Below are 23,401 nucleotides of genomic sequence, written 5' to 3' on the forward strand. Positions count from 1 at the left end.
GGGTTGTCGCGGGGCGCGCCCCCCGCGAAGGGGTCAATGCGGTCTAAACGGACAACCGCACAGCCAACGCCGCCAACGTCACCAACAACACCGGCACCGTCAACACAATCCCGACCTTGAAGTAATACCCCCAGCCGATCCGAATGCTCTTGCGCTCCAGCACATGCAGCCACAACAACGTCGCCAGGCTGCCAATCGGCGTAATCTTCGGCCCCAGGTCACTGCCGATCACGTTGGCGTAGATCATCGCCTCCTTCACCACTCCGCTCGCCTGACTCGCGTCAATCGACAGCAGGCCAATCAGCACCGTTGGCAGGTTATTCATGATCGACGACAACAGTGCCGTCAACAGACCCGTGCCCATGGCCGCGCCCCAGACGCCGTAACCGGCAAAACCGTCCAGCCAACCCGCCAGATACCCGGTGAGCCCGGCGTTACGCAGACCGTAGACCACCAGATACATGCCCAGCGAGAAAATCACGATCTGCCACGGCGCTTCTTTCAGCACCTTGCGCGTGGAAATCTTGTGGCCTCGGGCAGCAATGGCCAGCAGCAACGCCGCGCACACCGCGGAAATGGCACTGATGGGAATACCCAGCGGTTCCAGCGCAAAACACCCGATCAACAGGATCAGCAACACCGCCCAACCGGCATAAAACGTCGCCGTGTCATGGATCGCACTGGACGGATGCTCCAGTTGCTCAGGGTCGTAATCCTTGGGAATGTCGCGCCGGAAAAACCACATCAGTACCGCCAGTGTCGCCGCAACGCTCACCAGGTTGACCGGAACCATCACCGCCGCGTAGCGATTGAAGCCGATGTGGAAGAAGTCGGCGGAAACGATGTTCACCAGGTTCGACACCACCAGCGGCAGGCTGGCAGTGTCGGCAATAAACCCGGCACCCATCACGAACGCCAGGGTCGCCGCCGGGGAAAAGCGCAACGCCAGCAGCATGGAAATCACGATGGGCGTGAGGATCAGCGCCGCCCCGTCGTTGGCAAACAAAGCCGAGACCAGCGCGCCGAGCAGCACCATATAGGCAAACAACTTGCGCCCACTGCCCCGCCCCCACCGCGCGACATGCAGTGCCGCCCAGGCAAAGAACCCCGCCTCATCCAGCAACAGGCTGATGATGATCAGCGCGACAAAAGTGCCGGTGGCGTTCCAGATGATCTGCCACACCAGCGGAATATCACTGAGGTGCACCACACCGAAAATCAGCGCCAGCACGGCGCCGAACACCGCACTCCAACCGACACCGAGGCCTTTGGGCTGCCAGATCACCAGGGTGATGGTCAGCAGGAAAATCAACGACGCAATGAACATGCAAAGCAGCCTTCAACAGAAATCAGGGATTAACAGCAACGTACAGGTCGATCGGTCATGGCTTGAAGGCGTGCGACATCGGCAGCCAGCCAGCCTTGATGTTCAGCCAGCGCGCCGTGCAGCAGAGTGACGACCCAAGGCGCCAGGTCCGGGTGCAGGCGATAGAAAACCCATTGCCCCTGACGGCGGTCCGCCAACAAGCCATTGCTGCGCAAGAGCGCCAGGTGACGGGAAATTTTCGGCTGACTCAAGTCCAGCCCGGCGGTCAACTCGCACACGCACAACTCGCCTTCGCGGGCGATCAACAGCGCGATACGGCTGCGCGTGTCATCAGCAAGGGCCTTGAAAACATCGACGGGACTGTGAGAGTCGGACATACAGGGAAACGCCTCCGGACAAACGAGGCGTGAATATATGGAATTTCGAATATCCATTAAAGCAAAGTATGGAAACGATTGTTTGTGCAGCCGCTGCCGAGCCTGCATTCGGCAGCGGCTATCAAAGTGATATTCAGACTTTCTTATGCTGCTCGACCCACTGCCCGTAAGCATTGATGAAACTCTGCAAAAAAGGCTTCACCGTCTCGGACAATCTGCCCGCTTCATCGAAGGCCGAACCGGCACCGCTCAAGTAGGCTTCCGGTTGTTGCATGCAAGGCACATTGAGAAACACCATGGACTGGCGCAAATGATGGTTGGCGCCAAACCCGCCGATAGCCCCCGGTGAACAGCTGATCACCGCACCCGGCTTGCCACCCCAGGCGCTCTTGCCATATGGACGCGAACCGACGTCGATTGCGTTCTTCAACGGTGCAGGAACCGAACGGTTGTATTCCGGGGTGACGAACAGCAACGCGTCGGATGAACTCACTTGTTGCCGGAAAGTGCTGTAGGCTGCCGGCGGTGATTCGCCATCGATGTCTTCGTTGTAGAGCGGCAAGTCGCCAATTTCGACGATGTTGAGCTTGAGATTTGCAGGTGCCAGATCGGCCAGGGCCAACGCCACCTTGCGGTTGATCGATTCCTTTCTCAAGCTGCCGACCAGAACGGCGATCGTGTAGACATTGCTCATGGAAGATTCTCGACTGTCCGAAGGAAAGAGCTTGTAGTTATAGATGACGATTCAAGCAGTGGGCGACTGAAAAACGCCGCCCCTGACTATTTTTTTCCTGTAGGAAAACTTACCTCGCCCAACCACGGTCTACAGAACCGCAAATTGAGTGATTTATCTCCAGAGGTTCTAAGCAGATGGCAGCAGTACTCGTCAGTCAGTTCCATGCAAGAGACGCGGAAGGCCGTGTCTATTCCGTGCATGAGTTCCAGGAATCCACCCCTTCGACAGACGGCCTCACCGCTGTCACCACCTACAAGCTGGCCATTGGCGATCGCGTCAACAAGCTTGATGAGAACGAGTTTCTGCTGGTGCAATCGGGCGTCACCCTCATTCGTGAACCCGAAGCCAGCGTCGCCTCATAACCTCGCGTTATGAGCAGAAGTCTTATGCGCGGACTTGGGTTAGGATTCAGCCACTGACTCCCTCACCTGCTGAACATGGACTTCACGCATGCGTTTACGTCATATCGAAGTGATCCAGGCGCTCCTGCAGACCGGTCACCTTGGCACCGCCGCCGAATGGCTGCAGCTGCCAGTGGCCGAGGTCGAAGGCATTCTGCGTGACGCTGAGAGTCAGTTGGGTTTCATGCTGTTTTCCAGCGTGCGTGGACGCTTGCAAGCCACGCGCGAGGCGCGGGAGCTACAGGTCGAAATCGCCCACGTCTACGATGCGCTCGAGCCGGTCCTGCGACTGGCCAGCAGCCTCAAGCAATATCAGGCCCCACCCCTTCGCATCATTTGCACGCCGCCCCTGGCACAACAGTTGTTGCCACAGAGCATCGCGGCGTTGCGCCGGCGTCTCCCCGACGTGCCTTGCAGCCTCCTGAGCCAACCCACCCGCGACATCGTCAGAAGCCTGCTGCTGCGCGAAAGCGATCTGGGCCTGAGCCTGCACGATCCCGACCACGCCGATATTCATTGCCAGGTGATTGCCCAGGGCAAACTCCAGCTACTGGCCCCCCATGGCTGGCTGCAACCGAAGCAGAAGTACATTTCGCTGCAAGACCTGGCGGGGCAGTCGATGGTCGGCCTGGAAGGTCATGATCCGCTGAGCCCGGCACTCGACAACAAACTGCACGCCCTGCGCCCTGCCCCGGTGATTCACACCCGGGTTCAGACTCACCAGATGATGCGCAGCATGGTCGAAGCCGGTGAAGGCCTGGCGATTGTCGACCCGTTCACCGCGCTCGGGGCCAAATCCGCCGGCCTGGATGCCTGCCCGCTGGCGCCCGCCGTGCCGATCAGCGTCTACGCCCTGACCCTGAAGAACGGCGAGCCATCCCCCGCTCTTCAGGCACTGCTGGACATCGTCACGGAACAAGCCGTGGCGATGTTGGCGAGCTGATCGGGCTTTCCAGCGGATTGTCGAATAGTCGATACCAGAACAATGCGATTTCGGCGGTGTTCGGGTCGATGCCGCGATAGCGCAGATGATCGACACCTCCCATCACATAACCGCAGCGCTCATACAGCCGGCACGCGCCCAGATTGTTGTTCTGGGTTTCGAGCATGATGCCCGGCAGTTTTTTCTTGCGGCTCCAGAACTGCGCCACATCCAGCAGCGCCTTGGCCACGCCATGCCGGCGGGCCGGCGCGTGGACCGCCAACTCGTCGATATGGGCAAAGCCGTTCCAGTTGGTGCTGACCACCAGGTGGCCCACCGGCTCATCATCGAGATAGGCCATGAAAATCGCGCTGTCGGCGGCGTCGCGGAAACTGCTGAATTCCTCGGGATCGATGCCATAGCACTTGCGGTAAGGAGTGATTGGCGTGACCGGCCATTGCTCCATCGGTTTGCCGATTTCGGCGGCGACATAGGCCGTGACTTCAAAACTGAAATCACTGCCCCAGATGTAAGCCGCAAAGCCGTCGTCGGCAACGCGAACCGACAGCCCTGGGTATTTCGGATTCATGACCGGTTGCATACTGGGAAAGGTCCTCACTCCTTGATGCAATCGACGGTGTAATGCCGTCCATTGCCCTCGTCTTCGTGTTGCAAGCCGTGCACATCGACGACAAACCCCGGGAAACTGCTATCAAACGTGCGGGCAAACGCCAGGTAATCGATGATTGAGCGGGTCGACTCGGTGAAGCGTTCGCCGGGCATGATCAACGGAATCCCCGGCGGGTACGGCACCAGCATCACGGCGGCGATGCGGCCGTCCAGTGCATCGATGGACACTGCTTCCACCTCGCCACGCACCAGATGATCATAAGCGTCAGCCGGCTTCATGGCGATTTCCGGCAACACGGTGTACATGCGCTTGAGATGTTTGGCCGTGGCATTGCTGCGGTAACAGGCGTGCAGTTGATCGCACAAATCGCGCAGCCCCATACCCTTGTAACGCGCGCCTTCCTGCTGCGCCACGCAGGGCAGGCAGGTCACGAGGCTGACGTTGGCGTCGTAACTGCGCTTGAACTCCAGCAACTCGGTCAGCAGCGTGCTCCATTTGCCCTTGGTGATGCCCATGGAGAACAGCACCAGAAACGAATAGAGCCCGGTCTTCTCGACCACCAGCCCGCGCTCCCAGAGGAATTTGCTGACCACCGCCGCCGGAATCCCGCGCTCGCTCAACGCACCACCGGCGGTGAGGCCCGGCATCACCAGCGTGACTTTGACCGGATCGAGCAGCACGTAGTCATCGGTCACGCCGCCAAAACCGTGCCAGTCGGCATCGGGTTGCAGCAACCAGTCTTCCGTCACCACGCGCTCGATGCCTTCCACCGACGGCGGCTGCCAGATGGAGAACCACCAATCATCAGCGGCAATGTGCTGACGCAAATTCGCCAGTGCCCGACGGAAACTCAGGGCTTCGTCGAACATTTCCTGCAACAGCGAACGACCCGCCGGGCCTTCCATCATCGCCGACGCCACATCCAGAGAGGCGATGATGCTGTACTGCGGCGACGTGGAGATGTGCATCATGAACGCTTCGTTGAAGCGGTCGCGATCCAGTTGCCGCGCACCGCCGTCCTGGACGTGAATCATCGAGGCCTGACTGAACGCCGCCAACAGTTTGTGGGTGGAATGGGTGGTGAACACCAGCGGGCTGTCCGCGCTGCGCGCAGTGCCCATGCCGTAACGTCCGGCAAAAAACTCGTGAAACGCCGCATAGGCATACCAGGCCTCATCGAAATGCAGCACTTCGACGCTGTTGCCCAGGCTTTGCTTGATCAGTTCGGCGTTGTAACAGAGCCCGTCGTAGGTCGAATTGGTCACCACCGCCAGTTTGACCTTGGGCGCACGGCCCTTGGTCAACGGGCTGGCGTCGATTTTGGCCTGAATCGATTCGCGGCTGAATTCACTCAGCGGAATCGGACCAATGATCCCCAACTCGTTGCGTTCCGGGCACAGGTACAACGGAATCGCGCCGGTCATGATGATCGAGTGCAATACCGACTTGTGGCAGTTGCGGTCTACCAGTACCAGGTCATCGCGGGCGACCATCGAATGCCAGACGATCTTGTTGGCCGTCGAAGTGCCATTGATCACGAAAAAGGTGTGATCGGCGCCAAAGTTGCGCGCCGCTCGCGCTTCCGCCTCGGCCAGAGGGCCGGTGTGGTCGAGCAGCGAACCGAGTTCCGGCACCGACACCGACAAGTCCGAACGCAGGGTGTTTTCCCCGAAAAACTGGTGAAACGCCTGCCCCACCGGGCTCTTGTGATAGGCCACGCCGCCACCATGGCCGGGCGTGTGCCAGGAATAATTGGAGTCGGCGGTGTGTTGCACCAATGCCTTGAAGAAAGGTGGCAGCAGGCCATCCAGGTATTTGCGCGCGGCTCGCGCGACCTGCCGCGCCAGAAATGGCACGGTGTCTTCGAACAAATAGAGAATACCGCGCAGCTGATTGAGCTCGTCCATCGCATCGGCCGGGGCGTTTTCCAGCGTCACCTGCTCGCCCAGCGCGAAAATCGGCAAATCCGGCGCACGCACCCGCGCCAGACCGATCAGTTCGGCCATGTTCTGCAACAGATGGGAGTTGGCGCTGGGGTCTTCGGCGGCGATCAACATGCACGAGAGGCCATGATGGGTCGACGCGACCAACCGCCCTTCGGTGTAATCCACTGCCGAGACAATGCTGAAACCTTCCTGCTCCAGCTCCCGGGCGATGCCACGCACCCGATCACCGGCAACCGTGTCGGCCTTGATGTCGCGATGGACGATCAAGACCGGGAATCTCAAATCTTTATACATGGGGCTCAGTGTCCTGAGGCGGCAGTCCGTAGCCTGCCAATAACCTCAGGGTAGAGGGTTGAGGCGCTTGTGGCGAGTGCAATGCCCCGAAATGGGTCACGAGTGGATCGCATAACCCTGTAGGAGCCGGCTTGCTGCGGGCGGCGTTCCGACGATGGCGTCCGTTCAGGCAATGAACGTGTCGACTGCCCCACCGCAATCGCCAGCAAGCCGGCTCCTACAGGTTCGATGTCTATCCACGAGATTCAAGCCTGAGCTTCAGCCTCAAGCAGTTGCTGCCACAGCGATGGCGCACCGGCGGATTTGGCGATGACTTCCAGACGAGCCATGTGTTGCGCCAAATCATCTTCACTGGCGCGGATGATACGGGTTGGCTGGCGATCGGCCGGCAAACGGCGGATCTCCGTGGCTGAGTTGTCCGCCCCTTCACCAGACCCGTTGCCGTCGGACGCATTGCCGGCCAGCGACAGGCTGGTCTGGCCGCCGGTCATGGTCAGGTAAACGTCGGCGAGAATCTCGGAGTCGAGCAAGGCGCCGTGAAGCTCACGGCCGGAGTTGTCGACGCCATAACGTTTGCACAAGGCGTCGAGGCTGTTGCGCTGCCCCGGGTGACGTTCCCGGGCCATCATCAGGGTGTCGAGGATCGAGCAGTGTTGCGTGATGTCCGCACGATCGTGCTGGCCCATCAGGGCGAATTCGTTGTTGATGAAGCCAACGTCGAACGCCGCGTTATGGATGATCAGCTGCGCGCCCTTGATGAATTCGAAAAACTCATCAGCCACTTCAGTGAAGCGCGGCTTGCCTACCAGGAATTCGTTGGTGATGCCGTGAACGCCGATGGCGCCTTCGTCACTCTCGCGGTCTGGTTGCAGGTAAACGTGAAAATGCCGGCCGGTCAGGCGCCGACCGATCAACTCGACACAACCGATTTCGATAATCCGGTGGCCGTCGGTCACCGGCATGCCGGTGGTTTCGGTATCGAGTACAACGGATCTGGTGGCCATCAGTGCTCAGCTCTCAACGGGTCAATCGTGCAAAAGGGGCGATGTTAACACGCCCACGGGATCAGGCGTGCGCACAGGCAAATGACTGAAGCTCATGCAGTTTTTAACAATCATTAGCAATGTTCATAAAGTCTGGCAGAGAACGGCTTGATAGCGTGCGCGGCTTGTTTCCGATGGATTTGAGTTCGTCATGACCACCACACAATCGCTACGCCTGCTGGTCCTGGGCAGTTGCCTGATCGCAACCACCGCCCAGGCCACCAGTTTTGTAATCAGCACCGATATCACGTTGAGCCTGACCTTGAGTTCGTCCAAGGGCACGAGCGGATCATTCAAGGACGACAAGATTGTGCTGGCGGCCAAGGATGATGCGGCAGCGTTTGTGGCCAGTGACGGGGAGATTCGCGGAGCGCGGATTGAAGCGGCATTCGAAAGGATTCGTGGCGGACTGAACGATCAGTATTCAGACCAACAACTGGCCAACGCCATTTTGATGCTGTGAACACCGATCTTGTAGGAGCCGGCTTGCTGGCGATAGGTCCTGAGCCTTGCATTGATCTCGGGGACGCTATCGCCAGCAAGCCGGCTCCTACAAAGGTCAGGCTTGTTTGTAACCGCGCACTTCATCCACGCCACGGTTAGCCAACTGGTCGGCCCGCTCGTTGCCGTGATGCCCGATGTGCCCGCGCACCCACTTCCAGGTGACGTTGTGGCGGTTGACCTGCTCGTCCAGCAATTTCCACAGGTCAGCATTTTTTACCGGTTCTTTCGCTGCCGTTTTCCAGCCGCGCTTCTTCCAGTTGTCCATCCATTCGTTGATGCCTTTCATCACATACTGCGAGTCCGTCACCAGCAGCACGTCGCAGGAACGCTTCAGTTCTTCCAGCCCGCGAATCGCGCCCATCAGCTCCATGCGGTTGTTGGTGGTGTTGGCTTCGCCACCCCAGAGTTCTTTTTCAACGCCCTTGCACACCAGCAATGCGCCCCAGCCGCCTGGGCCAGGATTGCCCTTGCAGGCGCCGTCAGTGAAGAGTTCTACGCTATCGCTCATGCCAATCTATCCAGAAAATGCGGTGGCCCGCCGATCGTTGATCGACGATGCCCGAGGCCGGGACGCGCCCGGCCGGGAATATAAAAAGTGCTACGGCTCGATGTTGCGGCGGTTGACCTTGGCCATCGGCAATGGAATCAACTTGCCCATCGGCTCGCGACGCTCCTGACGAACCGGCCGCAGGCCGACCACGATCTTGCGCGCGACCAATAAATAGAAGCCGCCACCCGACAGTTGCCAGTCACCGGCCTTGCGCTCCCAACCGGCCAAACGGGCTTGCCAGGCGGGGGACGCAAGCGGCGGACGATAGCACCCGAAGCGGCGTTTCTCCAGCGCGAAGCCCAGCAGGTTCAGCCAGTCGGCGACCCGCGACGGCGAAATGCATCGAGCCTTGCGCAAGGCATCATGGGCGAACACGTGGCGCAAACCCCAGCTGCTCCAGGGGTTGATCCCGATGATCAGCAAATGCCCGCCGGGACGTACGCTGCTGGCCGCTTCGCGCAGCAAACCATGGGGCGACAGGCAGAAATCCAGGCCGTGCTGCAACACCACCACATCGGCAGCATGCTCGCTCAACGGCCAGGCCTGCTCTTCACACACAATCTCGACACCCGGCAATGGCGCACCCAGCCGCACATTGCGCTGGACCTGCGGCGCCGACGGCGGTGTCTCGGCCGAAGGACCGTAATGCACCAGATAGCCACCGAAGAAGCGCCCCAACTCGTCTTCGAGCATGCGCCGTTCTTCATCCAGCAGAAATTGCCCGATGGGGCCGGACAGCCATTCACGGGCCGCGCTGATCAGGGCCAGCCAGTCAGGATCAGCCTGAGCGAACGCTTTATCAGTCATTGCATTCTCCAACGCGCCAGGAAGTTCTAAGATGCGCCATTGTTTTCCGCTTGGCGAATCCGACGATGATACAGATCAGTGCCCTGCCCGCCTTCACCGACAACTACATCTGGTTGTTGCAAGACCCCGACACGCGACGCTGTGCGGTGGTCGATCCCGGCGATGCCGCGCCGGTCCAGGCCTGGCTCTCGGCGAATCCGGGTTGGGCACTGAGTGATATTTTGATCACTCACCATCATCACGACCATGTCGGCGGTGTCGAACAGCTGAAAAAAGCGACGGACGCGAAGGTCTACGGCCCGGCCAGTGAAACCATTCCGGCGCGGGATGTTGCGCTCAAGGACAACGACCGTATCAACGTGCTCGGCTGCGACTTTGAAGTCATCGAAGTACCCGGTCACACCCTGGGACACATCGCTTTTTATCATCAGGGCCTGCTTTTTTGTGGCGACACCCTGTTCGCCGCCGGTTGCGGGCGGTTGTTCGAAGGCACGCCCGAGCAAATGCACACCTCGCTGACACGCCTCGCATCCCTTCCCGAGGATACGCAGGTGTATTGCACGCATGAATACACCCTGAGCAACCTGCGCTTCGCCGCAGCGGTCGAACCGGGTAATCCGCACACGGCCGAACGGCTGGCAAAAGTCACCGAACAACGTGCAGCAGGCATCATCACGCTGCCTTCGTCGATCGCTCTGGAAAAGCTGACAAACCCGTTTTTACGTGTCGACGAAACATCTGTTAAAGAAAAAGTGGACGAACGGAATGGCACCTATAACCGGGCTCCGAGTGCGGTTTTTGCTGCTCTGCGCGCTTGGAAGGATAAGTTCTGAGAGGGCTTGCCGTTGGTGCGAAAAATCTGAATGGTTGACCGCAAGGGGTGCACTTTCTAGAATCGCCCGACATTTTTGCCCGGAACTTACTTCCAGCCAATGTCGTCATCTATTCGTAAAGCCATCAATTCAGACGCATTGACCCGCTTGGCTCAAGCCATAGCGGTGGCTGTGTCCGCCACTCTGGCGGGCTGTTCCAGCCATGTGCCGCAGACCGACGCGGCACATACCCCGAACATCGCAGCGCGAGCCAAACAGAAGCCCATCTGGCTCAGCGAAAAGCCTAGCCCGCAAATTCCACAGGACGTCTGGGAGCGCATGCGCCAAGGCTTCCAGTTGCAGGAAGGCCTGGGCGTCAACCCGCGCATCGAGCAACAGCGCCTGTGGTTCGCCAGTAATCCATCCTTCCTCGAAAACGCCGGCGAACGCGGCAGTCTCTACATTCACTACATCGTCGAACGCCTTGAAGAACGCAACATGCCGCTGGAACTGGCACTCCTGCCAGTGATTGAAAGCGCCTACAACCCAATGGCCTATTCCCGGGCCGACGCGGTTGGCCTGTGGCAATTCATTCCTTCCACCGGGCGTTACTTCAACCTGCGCCAGACCCGTTTCTACGATGGCCGTCGCGACATTACCGCGTCGACCACCGCCGCGATGGATTACCTGACCCGTCTGCACGACATGTTCAACGGCGACTGGCTGCTGGCCCTCGCGGCTTACAACGCGGGTGAAGGTACGGTCAGCCGGGCCATCGAACGTAACGAAAGACTTGGCCTGCCTACCGATTACTGGAACCTGCCACTGCCGTCGGAAACCCAGGCCTATGTGCCGAAGTTGCTGGCCCTGTCGCAAGTGGTCCTGGCGCCCGAAGCCTACGGCGTGAACCTCAACCCGATCGCCAACGAGCCGTATTTTCAGGCCGTCGAAATCAACCAGCGCATGGACCTGTCCAAGGTTGCAGCGGTGGCCAATATCGACGAAGACGAGCTGTTCCAGCTCAACCCGGCCTTCAAGCAGCGCACCACCACTCTGGACGGTCCTCAGCATTTGCTGGTGCCGACGTCCAAGGCGCAACTGCTGACCGCCAGCCTGTCGACCATGCGTCCTGAAGAGCTGATCAGCAAGAAGTCGCTCAAACCGGTGTTCGAAGGCGCAGACGATACCCAGATCGCCAGCCTCAAACGCGCCTACCGCGTGAAACGTGGCGACAACCTCGGCACCATCGCCAAGGCCAACAAGGTCGACGTAAAAGACCTGCAACGCTGGAACAAGCTGACTGGCAAGGACCTCAAGGTTGGTCAGACGCTGGTGATGCAGGACAAGACCAAGCGCAGCTCCGGACGCGTCAACACCGTAGTGGCCGCCAACACAAAGACGAATGGCAAGACGGACACCAAGAAACCGCAGACCCAATACAAGGTCCAGCAAGGTGACTCGCTGTACATCGTGGCCAAGCGTTTCAACGTTGAAATGCAGCACCTCAAGCGCTGGAACCCGCGTGTCGGCCAGGCGCTGAAGCCGGGTCAGATGTTGACGGTTGCTTCGCCGCACTGAAAAAAAGCCCCTGATTTCAGGGGCTTTTTTTTTGCCCAAATACCATAAACAGGTTCACACAACCCCTGTAGGAGCCAGCTTGCTGGCGATGGTCGTTAACGATAACGCGTGAAATCTGGTTAAGCGCGGCGCACTTGAGCCCATCGCCAGCAAGCCGGCTCCTACAGGGTTTGTGTACGACGAGCGATCAAATAGGTTTCCAAGCCTCCACAAGGGATCTGCCCCGGCAATTAAGGGGTCGTTAAATCCCCGTCTTTTTCCTGTCCATACAAGCTGTTACTGTACGGCCCACAAAGCCCAAGCCGCCTGGATCGGATCTCTGACTTGAAGCGTCCCCTCCTCCTGCTCCTCATCAGCCTGGCCTTGAGCTCCTCCGCAAGTGCGACGATCAGCGAAAGCCATGGTTATGCGCAGTTCGGCACGCTCAAGTACCCGGCCAGATTTACCCATTTCGACTGGGTCAACCCGCAAGCGCCCAAGGGCGGTACGTTGCGGGTGATGGCGTTTGGCACCTTCGATACGCTCAATCCGTACACCTTCAAGGGCTCGAGCCCGGTTTCCACCGCGAACTTCCTGCAGTACGGCATCAACGAGCTCAACGAGCCGCTGATGGTCGGCACCGGCCAATACGCGCCGTCCGGCGACGAGCCCACCTCCAGTTATGGCCTGATCGCCCAAACGGTGGAATACAGCGAAGACCGCAGCTGGGTGGTGTTCAACCTGCGCCCCGAAGCCCGCTTTCACGATGGCACGCCGATCACTGCGTATGACGTCGCGTTCTCTTATCGATTGCTGCTCAAGGAAGGCCATCCGCAATACCGTACCAATCTCCAGGAGGTGTTGCGGGTCGACGTGCTCAACCCACAGCGCATCCGCTTCGTCTTCAAGCGCGCTGGCAATCCACTGCTGATCCTGCGCCTGGGCGAGTTGCCGGTGCTGCCGCAGCATTACTGGAAAGGTCGCGACTTCAAGGCCACCACCTTCGAGCCGCCGCTGGGCAGTGGCCCTTATCGCATGACCTCGGTCACGCCCGGGCGCCAGATTGTGTTTGAACGGGTCAAGGATTACTGGGGCAAGGACCTGCCGGTCAATCGCGGCAAGTACAACGTCGACCGCATGGAAGTCGAGTTCTACCGCGACAGCGACGTCGCGTTCGAAGCCTTCAAGGCCGGCGAGTTCGACATCTACATCGAGCATCAGGCGAAGAACTGGGTTAACGGCTACAACTTCCCGGCCGTGCGACGAGGCGATGTCATCAAGGCGCAGATCCCGCACCAGATCCCGACCCAGAGCCAGGGCCTGTTCATGAACACCCGGCGCCCGGCCTTCTCCGACGCGAAGGTGCGCGAAGCGCTAGGGCTGATGTTCGATTTCGAGTGGACCAATCGCACGCTGTTCAGCGGCGCTTACAAACGCGCCATGAGTTACTACCCCAACAGCGAATTCTCGGCCACCGGCCTGCCGGTCGGTCATGAGTGGTTGATGCTCAAGCCGTACCGCGAGCAATTGCCCGCCAAACTGCTCACCGAGCCGTTCAGCCTGCCGCAGACCCAAGGGCGCGGCATTCCGCGGGACACCATGCGCCAGGCCCTGAGCCTACTCGCCGAGGCCGGCTGGAAGCTCAACGGTCAACGGGTCGAAAACGCCAAGGGCCAGCCGCTCTCGCTTGAGATCCTGCTGGTCAACCCGAACCTGGAACGCATCCTCCAGCCTTATGTCGAGAACCTCGCCAGTATCGGCATCGACGCCCGGTTGCGCACGGTGGATCGCGCCCAGTACAAACAGCGCCTCGACCAGTTCGATTTCGACATGATTCTGATGACCCTGAACCAGACCCTCAGCCCTGGCCTGGAGCAATGGCAGTATTTCCATTCCAGCCAGGTCGGGGTCAAGGGCAGCAAAAATTACGCGGGCATCGCCAACCCGGTGGTTGACCATTTACTCGAGCAACTGCTCGCCGCCCAGACCCGCGATGAACAGGTTGCCGCCGGCAAAGCCCTGGACCGCGTGTTGTTATGGCAGCACTACATCATTCCCAACTGGTACCTCAATTATCACCGCCTGGCCTACCGCAACCGGTTCGCCTTCGTCACCACGCCGCCCTATACGCTGGGCCTGAGCGCGTGGTGGCTGAAATCTTCGGAGAAAGATCGATGAAACCCGTACGCGCCCTGCTCCTGCAGGCCAGCGGCCTGTTGTTCGCCGGGCTGGCCTGCGCCGCGCCGCAACACGCCCTGACCTTGTACAACGAGCCACCGAAATACCCGGCCGACTTCAAGCATTTCGACTACGTGAATCCGGACGCGCCCAAGGGCGGGGTCTTCCGTCAGGCCGGCTTCGGCGGCTTCGACAGCCTCAACCCGTTCATCAGCAAAGGCGTGTCGGCCGGCGACATCGAGCTGATCTACGACACCCTGGCCAAACAGGGACTCGATGAACCGTTCACCGAATATGGATTGGTTGCCGGCAAGATCGAGAAAGCCCCGGACAACAGCTGGGTGCGTTTCTACCTGCGCCCTGAAGCGCGCTTCCACGACGGTCATCCGATCCGTGCCGAAGACGTGGTGTTCAGCTTCGAAACGCTGATCAAAGACGGCGCACCGATGTATCGCGGTTACTACAGCGACGTCGCTGAAGCAGTCGCCGAAGACCCGCTGACCGTGCTGTTCAAGTTCAAACACACCAACAACCGCGAACTGCCGTTGATCCTCGGCCAGTTGCCGGTACTGCCCAAACACTGGTGGGCGACCCGGGACTTCAACAAGGGCAATCTGGAAATGCCGTTGGGCAGCGGCCCGTACAAGGTCAGCGAGGTGAAGGCCGGGCGCTCGATTCGCTACGAGCGGGTCAAGGATTACTGGGGCAAGGACCTGCCGGCCAACCGAGGTTTCTACAACTTCGACGTGATGACCACCGATTACTACCGCGACAACACCGTGGCCCTGGAAGCACTCAAGGCCGGTCAGTTCGATTACTGGCTGGAGATGAGCGCGAAAAACTGGGCCAACGCCTACAACATTCCGGCGGTTGCCGAAGGTCGGCTGAACAAGGAACAGATCCCCAACGGCAACCCGACCGGCATGCAGGGTTTTGTCTTCAACCTGCGCCGCCCGGTGTTCCAGGACGTGCGCGTGCGCCAGGCGCTGACGCTGTTGCTGGACTTTGAATGGACCAACAAGCAACTGTTCAACGGCGCCTACATGCGCACGCGCAGTTTCTTTGAAAACTCGGAAATGGCCGCCACCGGTTTGCCGGATGCCGATCAGTTGGCCATTCTCGACCCGTTCCGCGGCAAGATCCCCGAGCAGGTATTCACCGAGGCCTTCCAGAACCCGGTGACCGACGCCAGCGGCATGATCCGCACGCAGCAACGCAAGGCTTATCAGCTGTTGCAGGAAGCCGGCTGGCGGATCGTCGACGACAAGATGGTCGACGCCAACGGCAAACCGGTGAACATCGAGTTCCTGCTGGCCCAGACCGAGTTCGAACGGGTGCTGCTGCCGTTCAAGCGCAATCTCAGCGACCTGGGGATCGACCTGGTGATTCGCCGGGTCGACGTCTCGCAGTACATCAATCGCGTGCGTTCGCGGGACTTCGACATGATTGTCGGCAGCTTCCCGCAATCCAATTCGCCGGGTAACGAACAGCGCGAATTCTGGATGTCTGCCGCCGCCGACAAGCCCGGCAGCCGCAACTCCATGGGCTTGAAAGACCCGGTGGTGGACCAACTGGTCGAGCAACTGATCAACGCCGATTCGCGCAAAAGCCTGGTGGCTCACGCCCGTGCACTGGACCGCGTGCTGCAATGGGGTTATTACGTGATCCCCAACTGGCACATCAAGACCTGGCGCGTGGCTTACTGGAACCATATCGGCCACCCGAAAATCTCACCCAAGTACGACATCGGTACGGCCACCTGGTGGATCAAGCCCAACGTGACACCGGCGATAGAAGTCGAAACCAAACTGCAAGCCGACCCTGCGGGCACGGAGTAATAGATGCTGGCGTATATTTTTCGGCGACTGCTGCTGATCATCCCGACGCTGCTCGGCATTTTGCTGATCAACTTCGTGATCATCCAGGCCGCCCCCGGCGGGCCGGTGGAGCAGATGATCGCCAAGCTCGAAGGTTTCGAAGGCGCCACCAGCCGCATTGCCGGCGGTGGTGCAGAGGTGTCGGTGGCCGGCTCGGCCTATCGTGGCGCCCAGGGCCTGGACCCCGCGCTGGTGAAAGAAATCGAGCACATGTACGGCTTCGACAAATCGGCGCCGGAACGTTTGTGGATCATGGTCAAGAACTACGCCACCCTGGATTTCGGCGACAGTTTCTTTCGCGACGCCAAGGTCATCGACCTGATCAAGGAAAAGATGCCGGTGTCGATCTCCCTCGGGCTGTGGAGCACGCTGATCATGTACCTGGTGTCGATCCCGCTGGGGATCGCCAAGGCCACGCGACATGGCAGTCACTTCGACGTCTGGACCAGCTCGGCGATCATCGTCGGTTACGCGATCCCGGCGTTCCTGTTCGCCATTCTGTTGATTGTGGTGTTCGCCGGCGGCAGCTATTTCGACTGGTTCCCGCTTCGGGGACTGACCTCGAACAACTTCGATGAACTGAGCATGGGCGGCAAGATTCTCGATTACTTCTGGCACCTGGCGTTGCCGGTGACGGCGCTGGTGATCGGTAACTTCGCCACCATGACCCTGCTGACCAAAAACAGCTTCCTCGATGAAATCAACAAGCAGTACGTCGTCACCGCCAAGGCCAAGGGCCTGACCAATCACCGTGTGCTCTACGGCCACGTGTTCCGCAACGCCATGCTGCTGGTGATTGCCGGTTTCCCGTCGGCGTTCATCGGGATTTTCTTCACCGGTTCGTTGCTGGTGGAGGTGATCTTCTCCCTCGACGGACTGGGGCTGATGAGTTTCGAAGCGGCGATCAACCGTGATTACCCGGTGGTCTTCGGCACGTTGTTCATCTTCACCCTGCTGGGATTGGTGGTGAAACTGATCGGCGATCTGACCTACACCTTTGTCGATCCGCGCATCGACTTCGAAAGCCGGGAGCATTGAGATGAACCTGTCCCCTCTCAATCGCCGGCGTTTCGAACTGTTCAAGGCCAACAAGCGCGGCTGGTGGTCGCTGTGGCTGTTTCTCGTGTTGTTCGGCCTGAGCCTCGGTGCCGAGCTGATCGCCAACGACAAACCCTTAGTGGTGCATTACGACAACAGCTGGTACTTCCCGGCGCTCAAGCGTTACCCGGAGACTACGTTCGGCGGCGAATTCCCGCTGGAAGCCAACTACAAGAGCCCGTATATCCGCGAACTGCTCAAGGCCAAGGATGCGTGGGTGCTGTGGGCGCCGATTCCCTACAGCTACCAAAGCATCAACTACGACCTGAAAGTCCCGGCACCGGCACCGCCATCGACCGACAACCTGCTGGGCACGGACGACCAGGGGCGCGATGTGTTGGCGCGGGTGATTTACGGCTTCCGGATTTCGGTGCTGTTCGCGCTGACATTGACCATTCTCAGCTCGATCATCGGCGTGATTGCCGGTGCCTTGCAGGGTTTCTATGGCGGCTGGGTCGATCTGGCCGGGCAGCGGTTCCTGGAGATCTGGTCCGGGTTGCCGGTGCTGTATCTGCTGATCATTCTCGCCAGCTTCGTCCAGCCGAACTTCTGGTGGCTGCTGGGGATCATGCTGCTGTTTTCGTGGATGAGCCTGGTGGACGTGGTCCGCGCCGAGTTCCTGCGCGGACGCAACCTCGAATACGTGCGCGCGGCCCGGGCGCTGGGGATGCAGAATGGTGCGATCATGTTCCGCCACATCTTGCCCAACGCGATGGTTTCGACCATGACGTTCATGCCGTTCATCCTCACCGGCGCCATCGGCACGCTGACGGCGCTGGACTTCCTGGGTTTCGGCTTGCCGCCGGGCGCGCCGTCGCTCGGTGAGCTGGTGGCCCAGGGCAAATCCAACCTGCAAGCGCCGTGGCTGGGCATGAGCGCATTTGCGGTGCTGGCGTTGATGTTGAGTCTGCTGGTGTTCATCGGCGAGTCCGCTCGCGATGCCTTCGACCCGAGGAAGTGAAATGAATCAGGACAATCTGATCGAAGTGCGCGACCTGGCCGTCGAATTCGTCGTTGGCGAGCGCTGCCAGCGGGTGGTCGAAGGTGTCAGCTTCGACATCAAGCGCGGCGAGACCCTGGCGTTGGTGGGTGAAAGCGGTTCCGGCAAATCGGTGACCGCGCACTCGATCCTGCGCCTGCTGCCCTACCCGCTCGCCCGGCATCCGTCCGGCACCATCGAGTACTCCGGGCAAGACCTGCTGAGCCTGAAAGAAAAAACCATCCGCCACATCCGTGGCAACCGGATCGCGATGATCTTTCAGGAGCCGATGACTTCGCTCAATCCGCTGCACTCGATCGAGAAGCAGATCAACGAAGTTCTCAGCATTCACAAAGGTTTGATCGGCAAAGTCGCGACCAAACGTACGCTGGAACTGCTGGAAATGGTCGGCATTCCGGAGCCCGAGAAGCGCCTGAAAGCCCTGCCCCACGAATTGTCCGGCGGCCAGCGCCAGCGAGTGATGATCGCCATGGCCCTGGCCAACGAGCCGGAGCTGCTGATCGCAGACGAACCGACCACCGCGCTGGACGTGACCGTCCAGCTGAAAATCCTCGAATTGCTCAAGGAATTGCAGACCCGTCTGGGCATGGCATTGTTACTGATCAGTCACGATTTGAACCTTGTGCGAAGAATTGCGCATCGCGTATGTGTCATGCAGCGCGGTTGCATCGTCGAACAGGCATCGTGCGAAGAGTTGTTCCGCGCGCCGCAGCATCCGTACACTCGGGAACTGCTGGCAGCGGAGCCCAGCGGCAAGCCGGCGACCAACGTGATTGGCCCGCCGTTGCTTGCGGTCGAGGACCTGAAAGTCTGGTTTCCGATCAAGAAAGGCTTGCTGAAAAAGACCGTCGATCACATCAAAGCGGTGGACGGGATCAATTTCAGCCTGCCTCAGGGACAGACCCTGGGGATTGTGGGGGAAAGCGGTTCCGGCAAGTCGACACTCGGTTTGGCGATTTTGCGGCTGATTGGCAGCAAAGGTGCGATCCGTTTTGAAGGCAAGCAGCTAGACTGCCTGACGCAACAACAGGTTCGGCCGCTGCGTCGGGAGATGCAGGTGGTGTTTCAGGACCCGTTCGGCAGCCTGAGCCCGCGGATGTGCGTGAGCCAGATCGTTGGCGAAGGCCTGCGGATTCACAAGATGGGCACCGAGGCAGAACAGGAACAAGCGATTATTGCGGCACTCAGGGAGGTAGGTCTGGATCCGGAAACCCGGCACCGCTACCCCCACGAATTTTCCGGCGGGCAGCGGCAGAGAATCGCCATTGCCCGGGCATTAGTGCTAAAACCGGCGCTGATTCTGCTGGACGAGCCGACTTCGGCCCTCGACCGGACAGTGCAGCGCCAAGTGGTGGAGCTTTTGCGTTCACTGCAAACCAAGTACAACCTGACGTATCTGTTTATCAGCCATGACCTGGCTGTCGTCAAAGCGCTGAGCCACCAGTTGATGGTGGTCAAGCATGGCCAAGTGGTCGAACAGGGAGACGCGCAAAGTATCTTTGCCGCCCCCCAACATCCGTATACACAGCAGTTGCTGGAAGCCGCTTTTCTGGCACCAGCCACTGCGCAATAACCTGAAAGAGAGGAGCAACACATGGGTTTTCTCGCCGGTAAGCGCGTACTGATCGTCGGTGTCGCCAGCAAGCTGTCCATCGCATCCGGCATCGCTGCCGCCATGCATCGCGAGGGCGCTGAGCTTGCCTTCACTTATCAGAACGACAAACTCAAGGGTCGTGTCGAAGAGTTCGCACAAAGCTGGGGTTCCAACCCGGACCTGTGCTTCCCGTGCGACGTGGCCAGCGATGAAGAAATCGCCAAGGTTTTCGTTGAGCTGGGCAAGAAGTGGGATGGCCTGGATTGCATCGTGCACTCCGTTGGCTTCGCCCCGGGCGACCAACTGGACGGCGACTTCACCGAAGCCACCACCCGTGAAGGTTTCCGCATTGCTCACGACATCAGCGCCTACAGCTTCGTGGCCCTGGCCAAAGCTGGCCGCGAAATGATGAAAGGCCGCAATGGCAGCCTGCTGACCCTGTCGTACCTGGGTGCCGAGCGCACCATGCCTAACTACAACGTAATGGGCATGGCCAAGGCTTCGCTGGAAGCCGGCGTACGTTACCTGGCCGGCTCCCTGGGCCCGGACGGCACTCGCGTCAACTGCGTATCGGCTGGCCCGATCCGCACCCTCGCCGCTTCCGGCATCAAGAACTTCCGCAAGATGCTGGCCGCCAACGAAGCGCAAACCCCGCTGCGTCGCAACGTCACCATCGAAGAAGTCGGCAACGCCGGCGCCTTCCTGTGCTCGGACCTGGCGTCCGGCATCAGCGGTGAAATCATGTACGTGGACGGTGGTTTCAACACCACGGCCATGGGCAGCCTCGAAGAGTAATCTTCGACGGTAACGAAAAAACCCGCCTCTACAGGCGGGTTTTTTTGTGCCAAAAATTCCATACCCAACGCAATCCCCTGTAGGAGCCGGCTTGCTGGCGATAGCTATATTCGACTCACTGCAAATGTCGGCTGTGAGATCGCCATCGCCAGCAAGCCGGCTCCTACAGGGGTTGTGTGTTCAGGTCGATTGAGGTCAGGCAGTTGGCAAATAATTGCTGGATTGGCTGCAAACGTTGGCTGTAGCGCTGCAACAGCACAATCTCGCGGTAGAACGTCAGTTCGCCCAACCGGATGATCCGCACCTTCGCGCCATACTCAAGCCACAACCCGGCCTCAGGAAGCAGCGACACACCCAATCCGCATTCAACCATTTTGACGATGGCTTCCAGCTCATCCAGTTCCAAAGCCACCTGCACATCAATCTGCTGTTCACGCAGGAACCGCGTCACCAGGCGCCCACCGAAGGAATTGCGGTCGTAACGCACATGGGGATGGTTCGCGAGGATCTGCAACGGGTCATTACCTTCAAGCTCCGGCGGCACGATCAGCACAAACGGTTCCTTGCGAATGACCTGCGCCGACAACTCCTTGGGCAACTCGAACGGCGGCTTGATCAGGATGGCCAGATCAACCTCCCCGGTATCGACCTGGATCAGCAGATTCAGCGAAACGCCCGGCACCAGTTTCGGTTCCAGCAACGGCGCTTGCTGACGCAGTCGCAACAACGCCTGAGGCAACAAACCGGTCTGGGCCGTGGCCACTGCGCCAATCTTCAGCTCGCCGCGGTATTCGCTGACGTCATCGCTGACCGCCATGCGACTGAAGGTTTCCAGCATCTCACGGGCCATCGGCAACGCCCGTTGCCCTGCCGCATTGAGAATCGCCTGACGCCCGGTGCGATCGAACAAACGAATGCCCAACGCCTGTTCCAGGTTGCGCATCTGCGCGCTGACCGCCGACTGCGTCAGGCCGATGTGCATGCCGGCGGCGGCGAATGTGCCGTAGCGTGTAACAGCGATGAAGGTTTTCAGTTCACGCAGCATGACGGTCTCGATTGATCGAAATAATTTGAGCTCGATGCAAAAACTATCGTCTTTCAATCGAAAAGCACAGCGCTAAACTCCACTTCAATCACCGTCAATCTGCGAGGCACAGCGATGCAACTCTCCCCTTTTCACTTGGCCATCCCGGTATATGACCTCGCGGCAGCCCGGACTTTTTACCGTGACGTCTTCGGCCTGGAGGAAGGCCGGTCCAGCGACCATTGGGTTGACTTCAACTTCTTCGGCCACCAATTGGTGATTCACCTGGCACCCAAAAACGCCTCACAGGAAGCCGCGCACACCAACGCCGTGGACGGGCATGACGTGCCGGTGCCGCATTTTGGCGTGGTGCTGGGGATGGATGAGTGGGAGGGTTTGGCCGAGCGGCTGAAGGCGCGCGACACCCGATTCGTGATTGAACCGGGCATTCGGTTTCAGGGGTTGGTTGGCGAACAGGCGACGATGTTTTTGTTTGATCCTTGCGGCAATGCGCTGGAGTTCAAAGCGTTCAAGGATATCGGGCAGCTGTTTGCCAAGTGAAGATATGGGTGATTTTGAGGGCCTCATCGCGAGCGGGCTCGCTCCCACATTGGTTCTGCGCCGTACACGAACCAATGTGGGAGTGAGCCTGCTCGCGATTTGGCCCGCTCATACACCACCGAAATTCCAGCCTACCGATGCAACGCCCTCTCCGCCTCAATCAGCAGCTCATCAATCGAGTGATGCAGATTAATGTCGTACTCGACCTGGCCAATGCTGAAACGAATGTCATAACCGCGACGCATCGTGGCGTTGCGCTCGTCGAGGATTTCTTCGAGCCGCGACTTGATGGCGCCAATGTCCACGGCGCTTGAACCGGTCAACAAGGCCACAAACTCGTCGTCGCCGAGCCGGCCAATCACATCGTTTTCGCGGAAGGCGATGCGCAGCACGTCGGCAAAGGTTTTCAGCGCGTCATCACCCTCGGCGCGACCGTACAAATAGTTGATGTGCTTGAAATTATCGAGGTCGAAAAACAGCAGCGTGGCCGGTTTTTCCAGTTGCTGACAGGCGTCCAGCCCCAGTTGGGCCAGTGTCGTGAAGCCGTGACGGTTGGACAGCAGCGTCAACTCATCCATGCTCGCCATCTGCACACCAATCACTTCCTGCTCGGCTTTACGGGCCTGATCACGCAGCAATTGACGCGCTTGCTGGGGCGACAGCAACGGGTCTGCGTTAGCGCCGTGTTTTACCGGTTTGCCTGGGTTCAGCATGACTCACTCCATTGGCGGGTATGTTCTTTAGAGTGGTCCATACCCGGTTTGACTCCCGGTTAACGGACCGTCGGTCAACTGCCCACCACCGGACAAGGCCCTCCGGCCTCGGCCCAGCGCTTGAATTGAGTGACGAAAATATCGTGCGGCACCGGCACCGGCGCTCGCCCTTCACCCGGATTCCAGCCCCACAGCACCAGTTTGTCGTCGCTGACATGCTTGATCAGCGCGGCGAAATCCCGATCGCCATTACTGGAGCGGTCCTTGATCATTGCGCACAATTTGTCGGCCGGCAGCCCGATCCAGGCCATTTTGTGCGCCGCAGGCGGCAGGCTCCAGTGCGGTGCACCCGGTGGCGCATGCGGGCCGTAACTGGCCGGCGGATTGCTGTCGGCGTGGCAGGTGGCGCACGGCAAACCGGCCGCGCCCTTGCCGTCCATGCCGCGTACGACGTTCATCGCGTGGGGCGTTCCGGCATCGAACTGCAACGGTGAATCACCCGGGATATGGCAGTTCTGGCAGCGCGGGTTCTGAAACACCTTCTGCACGGTATCGAAAGCCTTCAACGCTTCTCTATCCTCTGAGAACAGGTCCGTGGCGTAGATCGTCAGGAGGATCAGCACCACTGCGCCCAGAATCAGATGTCGCCTCATC

23 protein-coding genes are annotated in these 23,401 nt (G+C 59.6%); 12 read left to right on the forward strand and 11 right to left on the reverse strand.

Features of this window, described 5'->3' with window-relative positions; all coding sequences use genetic code 11:
• Positions 1 to 43 precede the first annotated feature (43 nt).
• The 3 genes from ACM6IO_RS11890 to ACM6IO_RS11900 form a co-directional block, all read right to left on the reverse strand.
• Positions 44 to 1,327 (reverse strand): arsenic transporter, encoded by a 1,284-nt coding sequence (locus tag ACM6IO_RS11890; protein ID WP_414911503.1) that lies wholly within the window; start codon positions 1,325 to 1,327, stop codon positions 44 to 46.
• 29 nt (positions 1,328 to 1,356) lie between these two features.
• Positions 1,357 to 1,704 carry a metalloregulator ArsR/SmtB family transcription factor gene (locus tag ACM6IO_RS11895; protein ID WP_192227358.1) on the reverse strand — a complete coding sequence of 116 codons (348 nt, stop codon included), beginning with the start codon at positions 1,702 to 1,704 and terminating at the stop codon, positions 1,357 to 1,359.
• Positions 1,705 to 1,837: 133 nt separating this feature from the next.
• Positions 1,838 to 2,398: an NADPH-dependent FMN reductase gene (locus tag ACM6IO_RS11900; protein WP_008028605.1), complete on the reverse strand. Its 561-nt coding sequence runs from the start codon at positions 2,396 to 2,398 to the stop codon at positions 1,838 to 1,840.
• 176 nt (positions 2,399 to 2,574) lie between these two features.
• Between ACM6IO_RS11900 and ACM6IO_RS11905 the strand changes: the two genes are divergently transcribed.
• Positions 2,575 to 2,802 carry a hypothetical protein gene (locus ACM6IO_RS11905; RefSeq protein WP_414911504.1) on the forward strand — a complete coding sequence of 76 codons (228 nt, stop codon included), beginning with the start codon at positions 2,575 to 2,577 and terminating at the stop codon, positions 2,800 to 2,802.
• Positions 2,803 to 2,890: 88 nt separating this feature from the next.
• A complete protein-coding gene (locus tag ACM6IO_RS11910) occupies positions 2,891 to 3,784 on the forward strand; it encodes a LysR family transcriptional regulator (protein WP_008038270.1) in 894 nt (297 codons plus the stop codon).
• On the opposite strand, the gene ACM6IO_RS11915 is transcribed toward ACM6IO_RS11910, so the two are convergent.
• The 3 genes from ACM6IO_RS11915 to dnaQ all read right to left on the reverse strand — a co-directional run bounded on the left by ACM6IO_RS11915 (position 3,750) and on the right by dnaQ (position 7,638).
• Positions 3,750 to 4,364 carry a GNAT family N-acetyltransferase gene (locus ACM6IO_RS11915; RefSeq protein ID WP_223450423.1) on the reverse strand — a complete coding sequence of 205 codons (615 nt, stop codon included), beginning with the start codon at positions 4,362 to 4,364 and terminating at the stop codon, positions 3,750 to 3,752. The two genes, ACM6IO_RS11910 and ACM6IO_RS11915, sit on opposite strands and share 35 nt — an antisense overlap.
• Before the next feature lie 14 nt (positions 4,365 to 4,378).
• On the reverse strand, positions 4,379 to 6,634 hold the full coding sequence (locus tag ACM6IO_RS11920; RefSeq protein WP_008038267.1) for an Orn/Lys/Arg decarboxylase N-terminal domain-containing protein: 2,256 nt from the start codon (positions 6,632 to 6,634) through the stop codon (positions 4,379 to 4,381).
• 245 nt (positions 6,635 to 6,879) lie between these two features.
• The gene (gene dnaQ, locus ACM6IO_RS11925; protein ID WP_008038265.1) at positions 6,880 to 7,638 is read right to left on the reverse strand and encodes a DNA polymerase III subunit epsilon; all 759 of its coding nucleotides are present in this window, start codon (positions 7,636 to 7,638) and stop codon (positions 6,880 to 6,882) included.
• 190 nt (positions 7,639 to 7,828) lie between these two features.
• Between dnaQ and ACM6IO_RS11930 the strand changes: the two genes are divergently transcribed.
• Positions 7,829 to 8,140, forward strand: a complete 312-nt coding sequence (locus ACM6IO_RS11930; RefSeq protein ID WP_414911505.1) for a DUF2388 domain-containing protein — start codon at positions 7,829 to 7,831, stop codon at positions 8,138 to 8,140.
• Positions 8,141 to 8,236: 96 nt separating this feature from the next.
• Here the strand turns inward: ACM6IO_RS11930 and rnhA are convergent, their stop codons facing one another.
• Together rnhA and ACM6IO_RS11940 are read right to left on the reverse strand one after the other, a co-directional pair.
• The gene (gene rnhA / locus ACM6IO_RS11935) at positions 8,237 to 8,689 is read right to left on the reverse strand and encodes a ribonuclease HI (RefSeq protein ID WP_008028618.1); all 453 of its coding nucleotides are present in this window, start codon (positions 8,687 to 8,689) and stop codon (positions 8,237 to 8,239) included.
• A 90-nt stretch (positions 8,690 to 8,779) separates the two neighbouring features.
• Positions 8,780 to 9,538 (reverse strand): methyltransferase domain-containing protein, encoded by a 759-nt coding sequence (locus ACM6IO_RS11940; protein WP_008038260.1) that lies wholly within the window; start codon positions 9,536 to 9,538, stop codon positions 8,780 to 8,782.
• A gap of 65 nt (positions 9,539 to 9,603) precedes the next feature.
• Between ACM6IO_RS11940 and gloB the strand changes: the two genes are divergently transcribed.
• The 8 genes from gloB (at position 9,604) to fabI (ending at position 20,449) form a co-directional block, all read left to right on the forward strand.
• The gene (gene gloB / locus ACM6IO_RS11945; protein WP_414911529.1) at positions 9,604 to 10,371 is read left to right on the forward strand and encodes a hydroxyacylglutathione hydrolase; all 768 of its coding nucleotides are present in this window, start codon (positions 9,604 to 9,606) and stop codon (positions 10,369 to 10,371) included.
• Between the two features lie 99 nt (positions 10,372 to 10,470).
• Positions 10,471 to 11,928 carry a transglycosylase SLT domain-containing protein gene (locus tag ACM6IO_RS11950; RefSeq protein ID WP_008038257.1) on the forward strand — a complete coding sequence of 486 codons (1,458 nt, stop codon included), beginning with the start codon at positions 10,471 to 10,473 and terminating at the stop codon, positions 11,926 to 11,928.
• Positions 11,929 to 12,270: 342 nt separating this feature from the next.
• Positions 12,271 to 14,085, forward strand: a complete 1,815-nt coding sequence (locus ACM6IO_RS11955) for an extracellular solute-binding protein (RefSeq protein WP_414911530.1) — start codon at positions 12,271 to 12,273, stop codon at positions 14,083 to 14,085.
• A complete protein-coding gene (locus ACM6IO_RS11960) occupies positions 14,082 to 15,923 on the forward strand; it encodes an extracellular solute-binding protein (RefSeq protein ID WP_414911506.1) in 1,842 nt (613 codons plus the stop codon). The genes ACM6IO_RS11955 and ACM6IO_RS11960 overlap by 4 nt, the downstream gene beginning before the upstream one ends.
• Positions 15,924 to 15,926: 3 nt before the next feature.
• Complete coding sequence (locus ACM6IO_RS11965; protein WP_008028636.1) at positions 15,927 to 17,000, forward strand: microcin C ABC transporter permease YejB; 1,074 nt, start codon at positions 15,927 to 15,929, stop codon at positions 16,998 to 17,000.
• Position 17,001: 1 nt separating this feature from the next.
• Complete coding sequence (locus tag ACM6IO_RS11970) at positions 17,002 to 18,021, forward strand: ABC transporter permease (protein ID WP_008028637.1); 1,020 nt, start codon at positions 17,002 to 17,004, stop codon at positions 18,019 to 18,021.
• A 1-nt stretch (position 18,022) separates the two neighbouring features.
• Positions 18,023 to 19,633 carry an ABC transporter ATP-binding protein gene (locus ACM6IO_RS11975; protein ID WP_008038249.1) on the forward strand — a complete coding sequence of 537 codons (1,611 nt, stop codon included), beginning with the start codon at positions 18,023 to 18,025 and terminating at the stop codon, positions 19,631 to 19,633.
• A gap of 21 nt (positions 19,634 to 19,654) precedes the next feature.
• Positions 19,655 to 20,449: an enoyl-ACP reductase FabI gene (gene fabI, locus ACM6IO_RS11980; protein WP_008028639.1), complete on the forward strand. Its 795-nt coding sequence runs from the start codon at positions 19,655 to 19,657 to the stop codon at positions 20,447 to 20,449.
• A gap of 163 nt (positions 20,450 to 20,612) precedes the next feature.
• Here fabI and ACM6IO_RS11985 read toward each other — a convergent pair whose 3' ends face one another.
• Entirely contained in the window at positions 20,613 to 21,494 is an 882-nt protein-coding gene (locus tag ACM6IO_RS11985) for a LysR family transcriptional regulator (protein ID WP_414911507.1), read from the reverse strand.
• A 114-nt stretch (positions 21,495 to 21,608) separates the two neighbouring features.
• On the opposite strand from ACM6IO_RS11985, the gene ACM6IO_RS11990 reads away from it, so the two are divergent.
• Positions 21,609 to 22,034: a VOC family protein gene (locus ACM6IO_RS11990; protein ID WP_192227364.1), complete on the forward strand. Its 426-nt coding sequence runs from the start codon at positions 21,609 to 21,611 to the stop codon at positions 22,032 to 22,034.
• 131 nt (positions 22,035 to 22,165) lie between these two features.
• On the opposite strand, the gene ACM6IO_RS11995 is transcribed toward ACM6IO_RS11990, so the two are convergent.
• Together ACM6IO_RS11995 and ACM6IO_RS12000 are read right to left on the reverse strand one after the other, a co-directional pair.
• Positions 22,166 to 22,747 carry a GGDEF domain-containing protein gene (locus tag ACM6IO_RS11995; RefSeq protein WP_008038246.1) on the reverse strand — a complete coding sequence of 194 codons (582 nt, stop codon included), beginning with the start codon at positions 22,745 to 22,747 and terminating at the stop codon, positions 22,166 to 22,168.
• A 74-nt stretch (positions 22,748 to 22,821) separates the two neighbouring features.
• On the reverse strand, positions 22,822 to 23,400 hold the full coding sequence (locus ACM6IO_RS12000) for a hypothetical protein (protein ID WP_223414497.1): 579 nt from the start codon (positions 23,398 to 23,400) through the stop codon (positions 22,822 to 22,824).
• Between the last annotated feature and the right edge of the window lies 1 nt (position 23,401).

Origin of the sequence: Pseudomonas sp. IT-P44, from assembly GCF_949768225.1 — a bacterium.
GTDB lineage: Bacteria > Pseudomonadota > Gammaproteobacteria > Pseudomonadales > Pseudomonadaceae > Aquipseudomonas > Aquipseudomonas migulae.

What these genes read in the sequence shown, in the direction of transcription:
- ACM6IO_RS11890 (WP_414911503.1), bottom strand. Translation starts at nt 1,327, where the DNA reads ATGTTCATTGCGTCGTTGATTTTCCTGCTGACCATCACCCTGGTGATC.
- ACM6IO_RS11895 (WP_192227358.1), bottom strand. Translation starts at nt 1,704, where the DNA reads ATGTCCGACTCTCACAGTCCCGTCGATGTTTTCAAGGCCCTTGCTGAT.
- ACM6IO_RS11900 (WP_008028605.1), bottom strand. Translation starts at nt 2,398, where the DNA reads ATGAGCAATGTCTACACGATCGCCGTTCTGGTCGGCAGCTTGAGAAAG.
- ACM6IO_RS11905 (WP_414911504.1), top strand. Translation starts at nt 2,575, where the DNA reads ATGGCAGCAGTACTCGTCAGTCAGTTCCATGCAAGAGACGCGGAAGGC.
- ACM6IO_RS11910 (WP_008038270.1), top strand. Translation starts at nt 2,891, where the DNA reads ATGCGTTTACGTCATATCGAAGTGATCCAGGCGCTCCTGCAGACCGGT.
- ACM6IO_RS11915 (WP_223450423.1), bottom strand. Translation starts at nt 4,364, where the DNA reads ATGCAACCGGTCATGAATCCGAAATACCCAGGGCTGTCGGTTCGCGTT.
- ACM6IO_RS11920 (WP_008038267.1), bottom strand. Translation starts at nt 6,634, where the DNA reads ATGTATAAAGATTTGAGATTCCCGGTCTTGATCGTCCATCGCGACATC.
- dnaQ (WP_008038265.1), bottom strand. Translation starts at nt 7,638, where the DNA reads ATGGCCACCAGATCCGTTGTACTCGATACCGAAACCACCGGCATGCCG.
- ACM6IO_RS11930 (WP_414911505.1), top strand. Translation starts at nt 7,829, where the DNA reads ATGACCACCACACAATCGCTACGCCTGCTGGTCCTGGGCAGTTGCCTG.
- rnhA (WP_008028618.1), bottom strand. Translation starts at nt 8,689, where the DNA reads ATGAGCGATAGCGTAGAACTCTTCACTGACGGCGCCTGCAAGGGCAAT.
- ACM6IO_RS11940 (WP_008038260.1), bottom strand. Translation starts at nt 9,538, where the DNA reads ATGACTGATAAAGCGTTCGCTCAGGCTGATCCTGACTGGCTGGCCCTG.
- gloB (WP_414911529.1), top strand. Translation starts at nt 9,604, where the DNA reads ATGATACAGATCAGTGCCCTGCCCGCCTTCACCGACAACTACATCTGG.
- ACM6IO_RS11950 (WP_008038257.1), top strand. Translation starts at nt 10,471, where the DNA reads ATGTCGTCATCTATTCGTAAAGCCATCAATTCAGACGCATTGACCCGC.
- ACM6IO_RS11960 (WP_414911506.1), top strand. Translation starts at nt 14,082, where the DNA reads ATGAAACCCGTACGCGCCCTGCTCCTGCAGGCCAGCGGCCTGTTGTTC.
- ACM6IO_RS11965 (WP_008028636.1), top strand. Translation starts at nt 15,927, where the DNA reads ATGCTGGCGTATATTTTTCGGCGACTGCTGCTGATCATCCCGACGCTG.
- ACM6IO_RS11970 (WP_008028637.1), top strand. Translation starts at nt 17,002, where the DNA reads ATGAACCTGTCCCCTCTCAATCGCCGGCGTTTCGAACTGTTCAAGGCC.
- ACM6IO_RS11975 (WP_008038249.1), top strand. Translation starts at nt 18,023, where the DNA reads ATGAATCAGGACAATCTGATCGAAGTGCGCGACCTGGCCGTCGAATTC.
- fabI (WP_008028639.1), top strand. Translation starts at nt 19,655, where the DNA reads ATGGGTTTTCTCGCCGGTAAGCGCGTACTGATCGTCGGTGTCGCCAGC.
- ACM6IO_RS11985 (WP_414911507.1), bottom strand. Translation starts at nt 21,494, where the DNA reads ATGCTGCGTGAACTGAAAACCTTCATCGCTGTTACACGCTACGGCACA.
- ACM6IO_RS11990 (WP_192227364.1), top strand. Translation starts at nt 21,609, where the DNA reads ATGCAACTCTCCCCTTTTCACTTGGCCATCCCGGTATATGACCTCGCG.
- ACM6IO_RS11995 (WP_008038246.1), bottom strand. Translation starts at nt 22,747, where the DNA reads ATGCTGAACCCAGGCAAACCGGTAAAACACGGCGCTAACGCAGACCCG.
- ACM6IO_RS12000 (WP_223414497.1), bottom strand. Translation starts at nt 23,400, where the DNA reads ATGAGGCGACATCTGATTCTGGGCGCAGTGGTGCTGATCCTCCTGACG.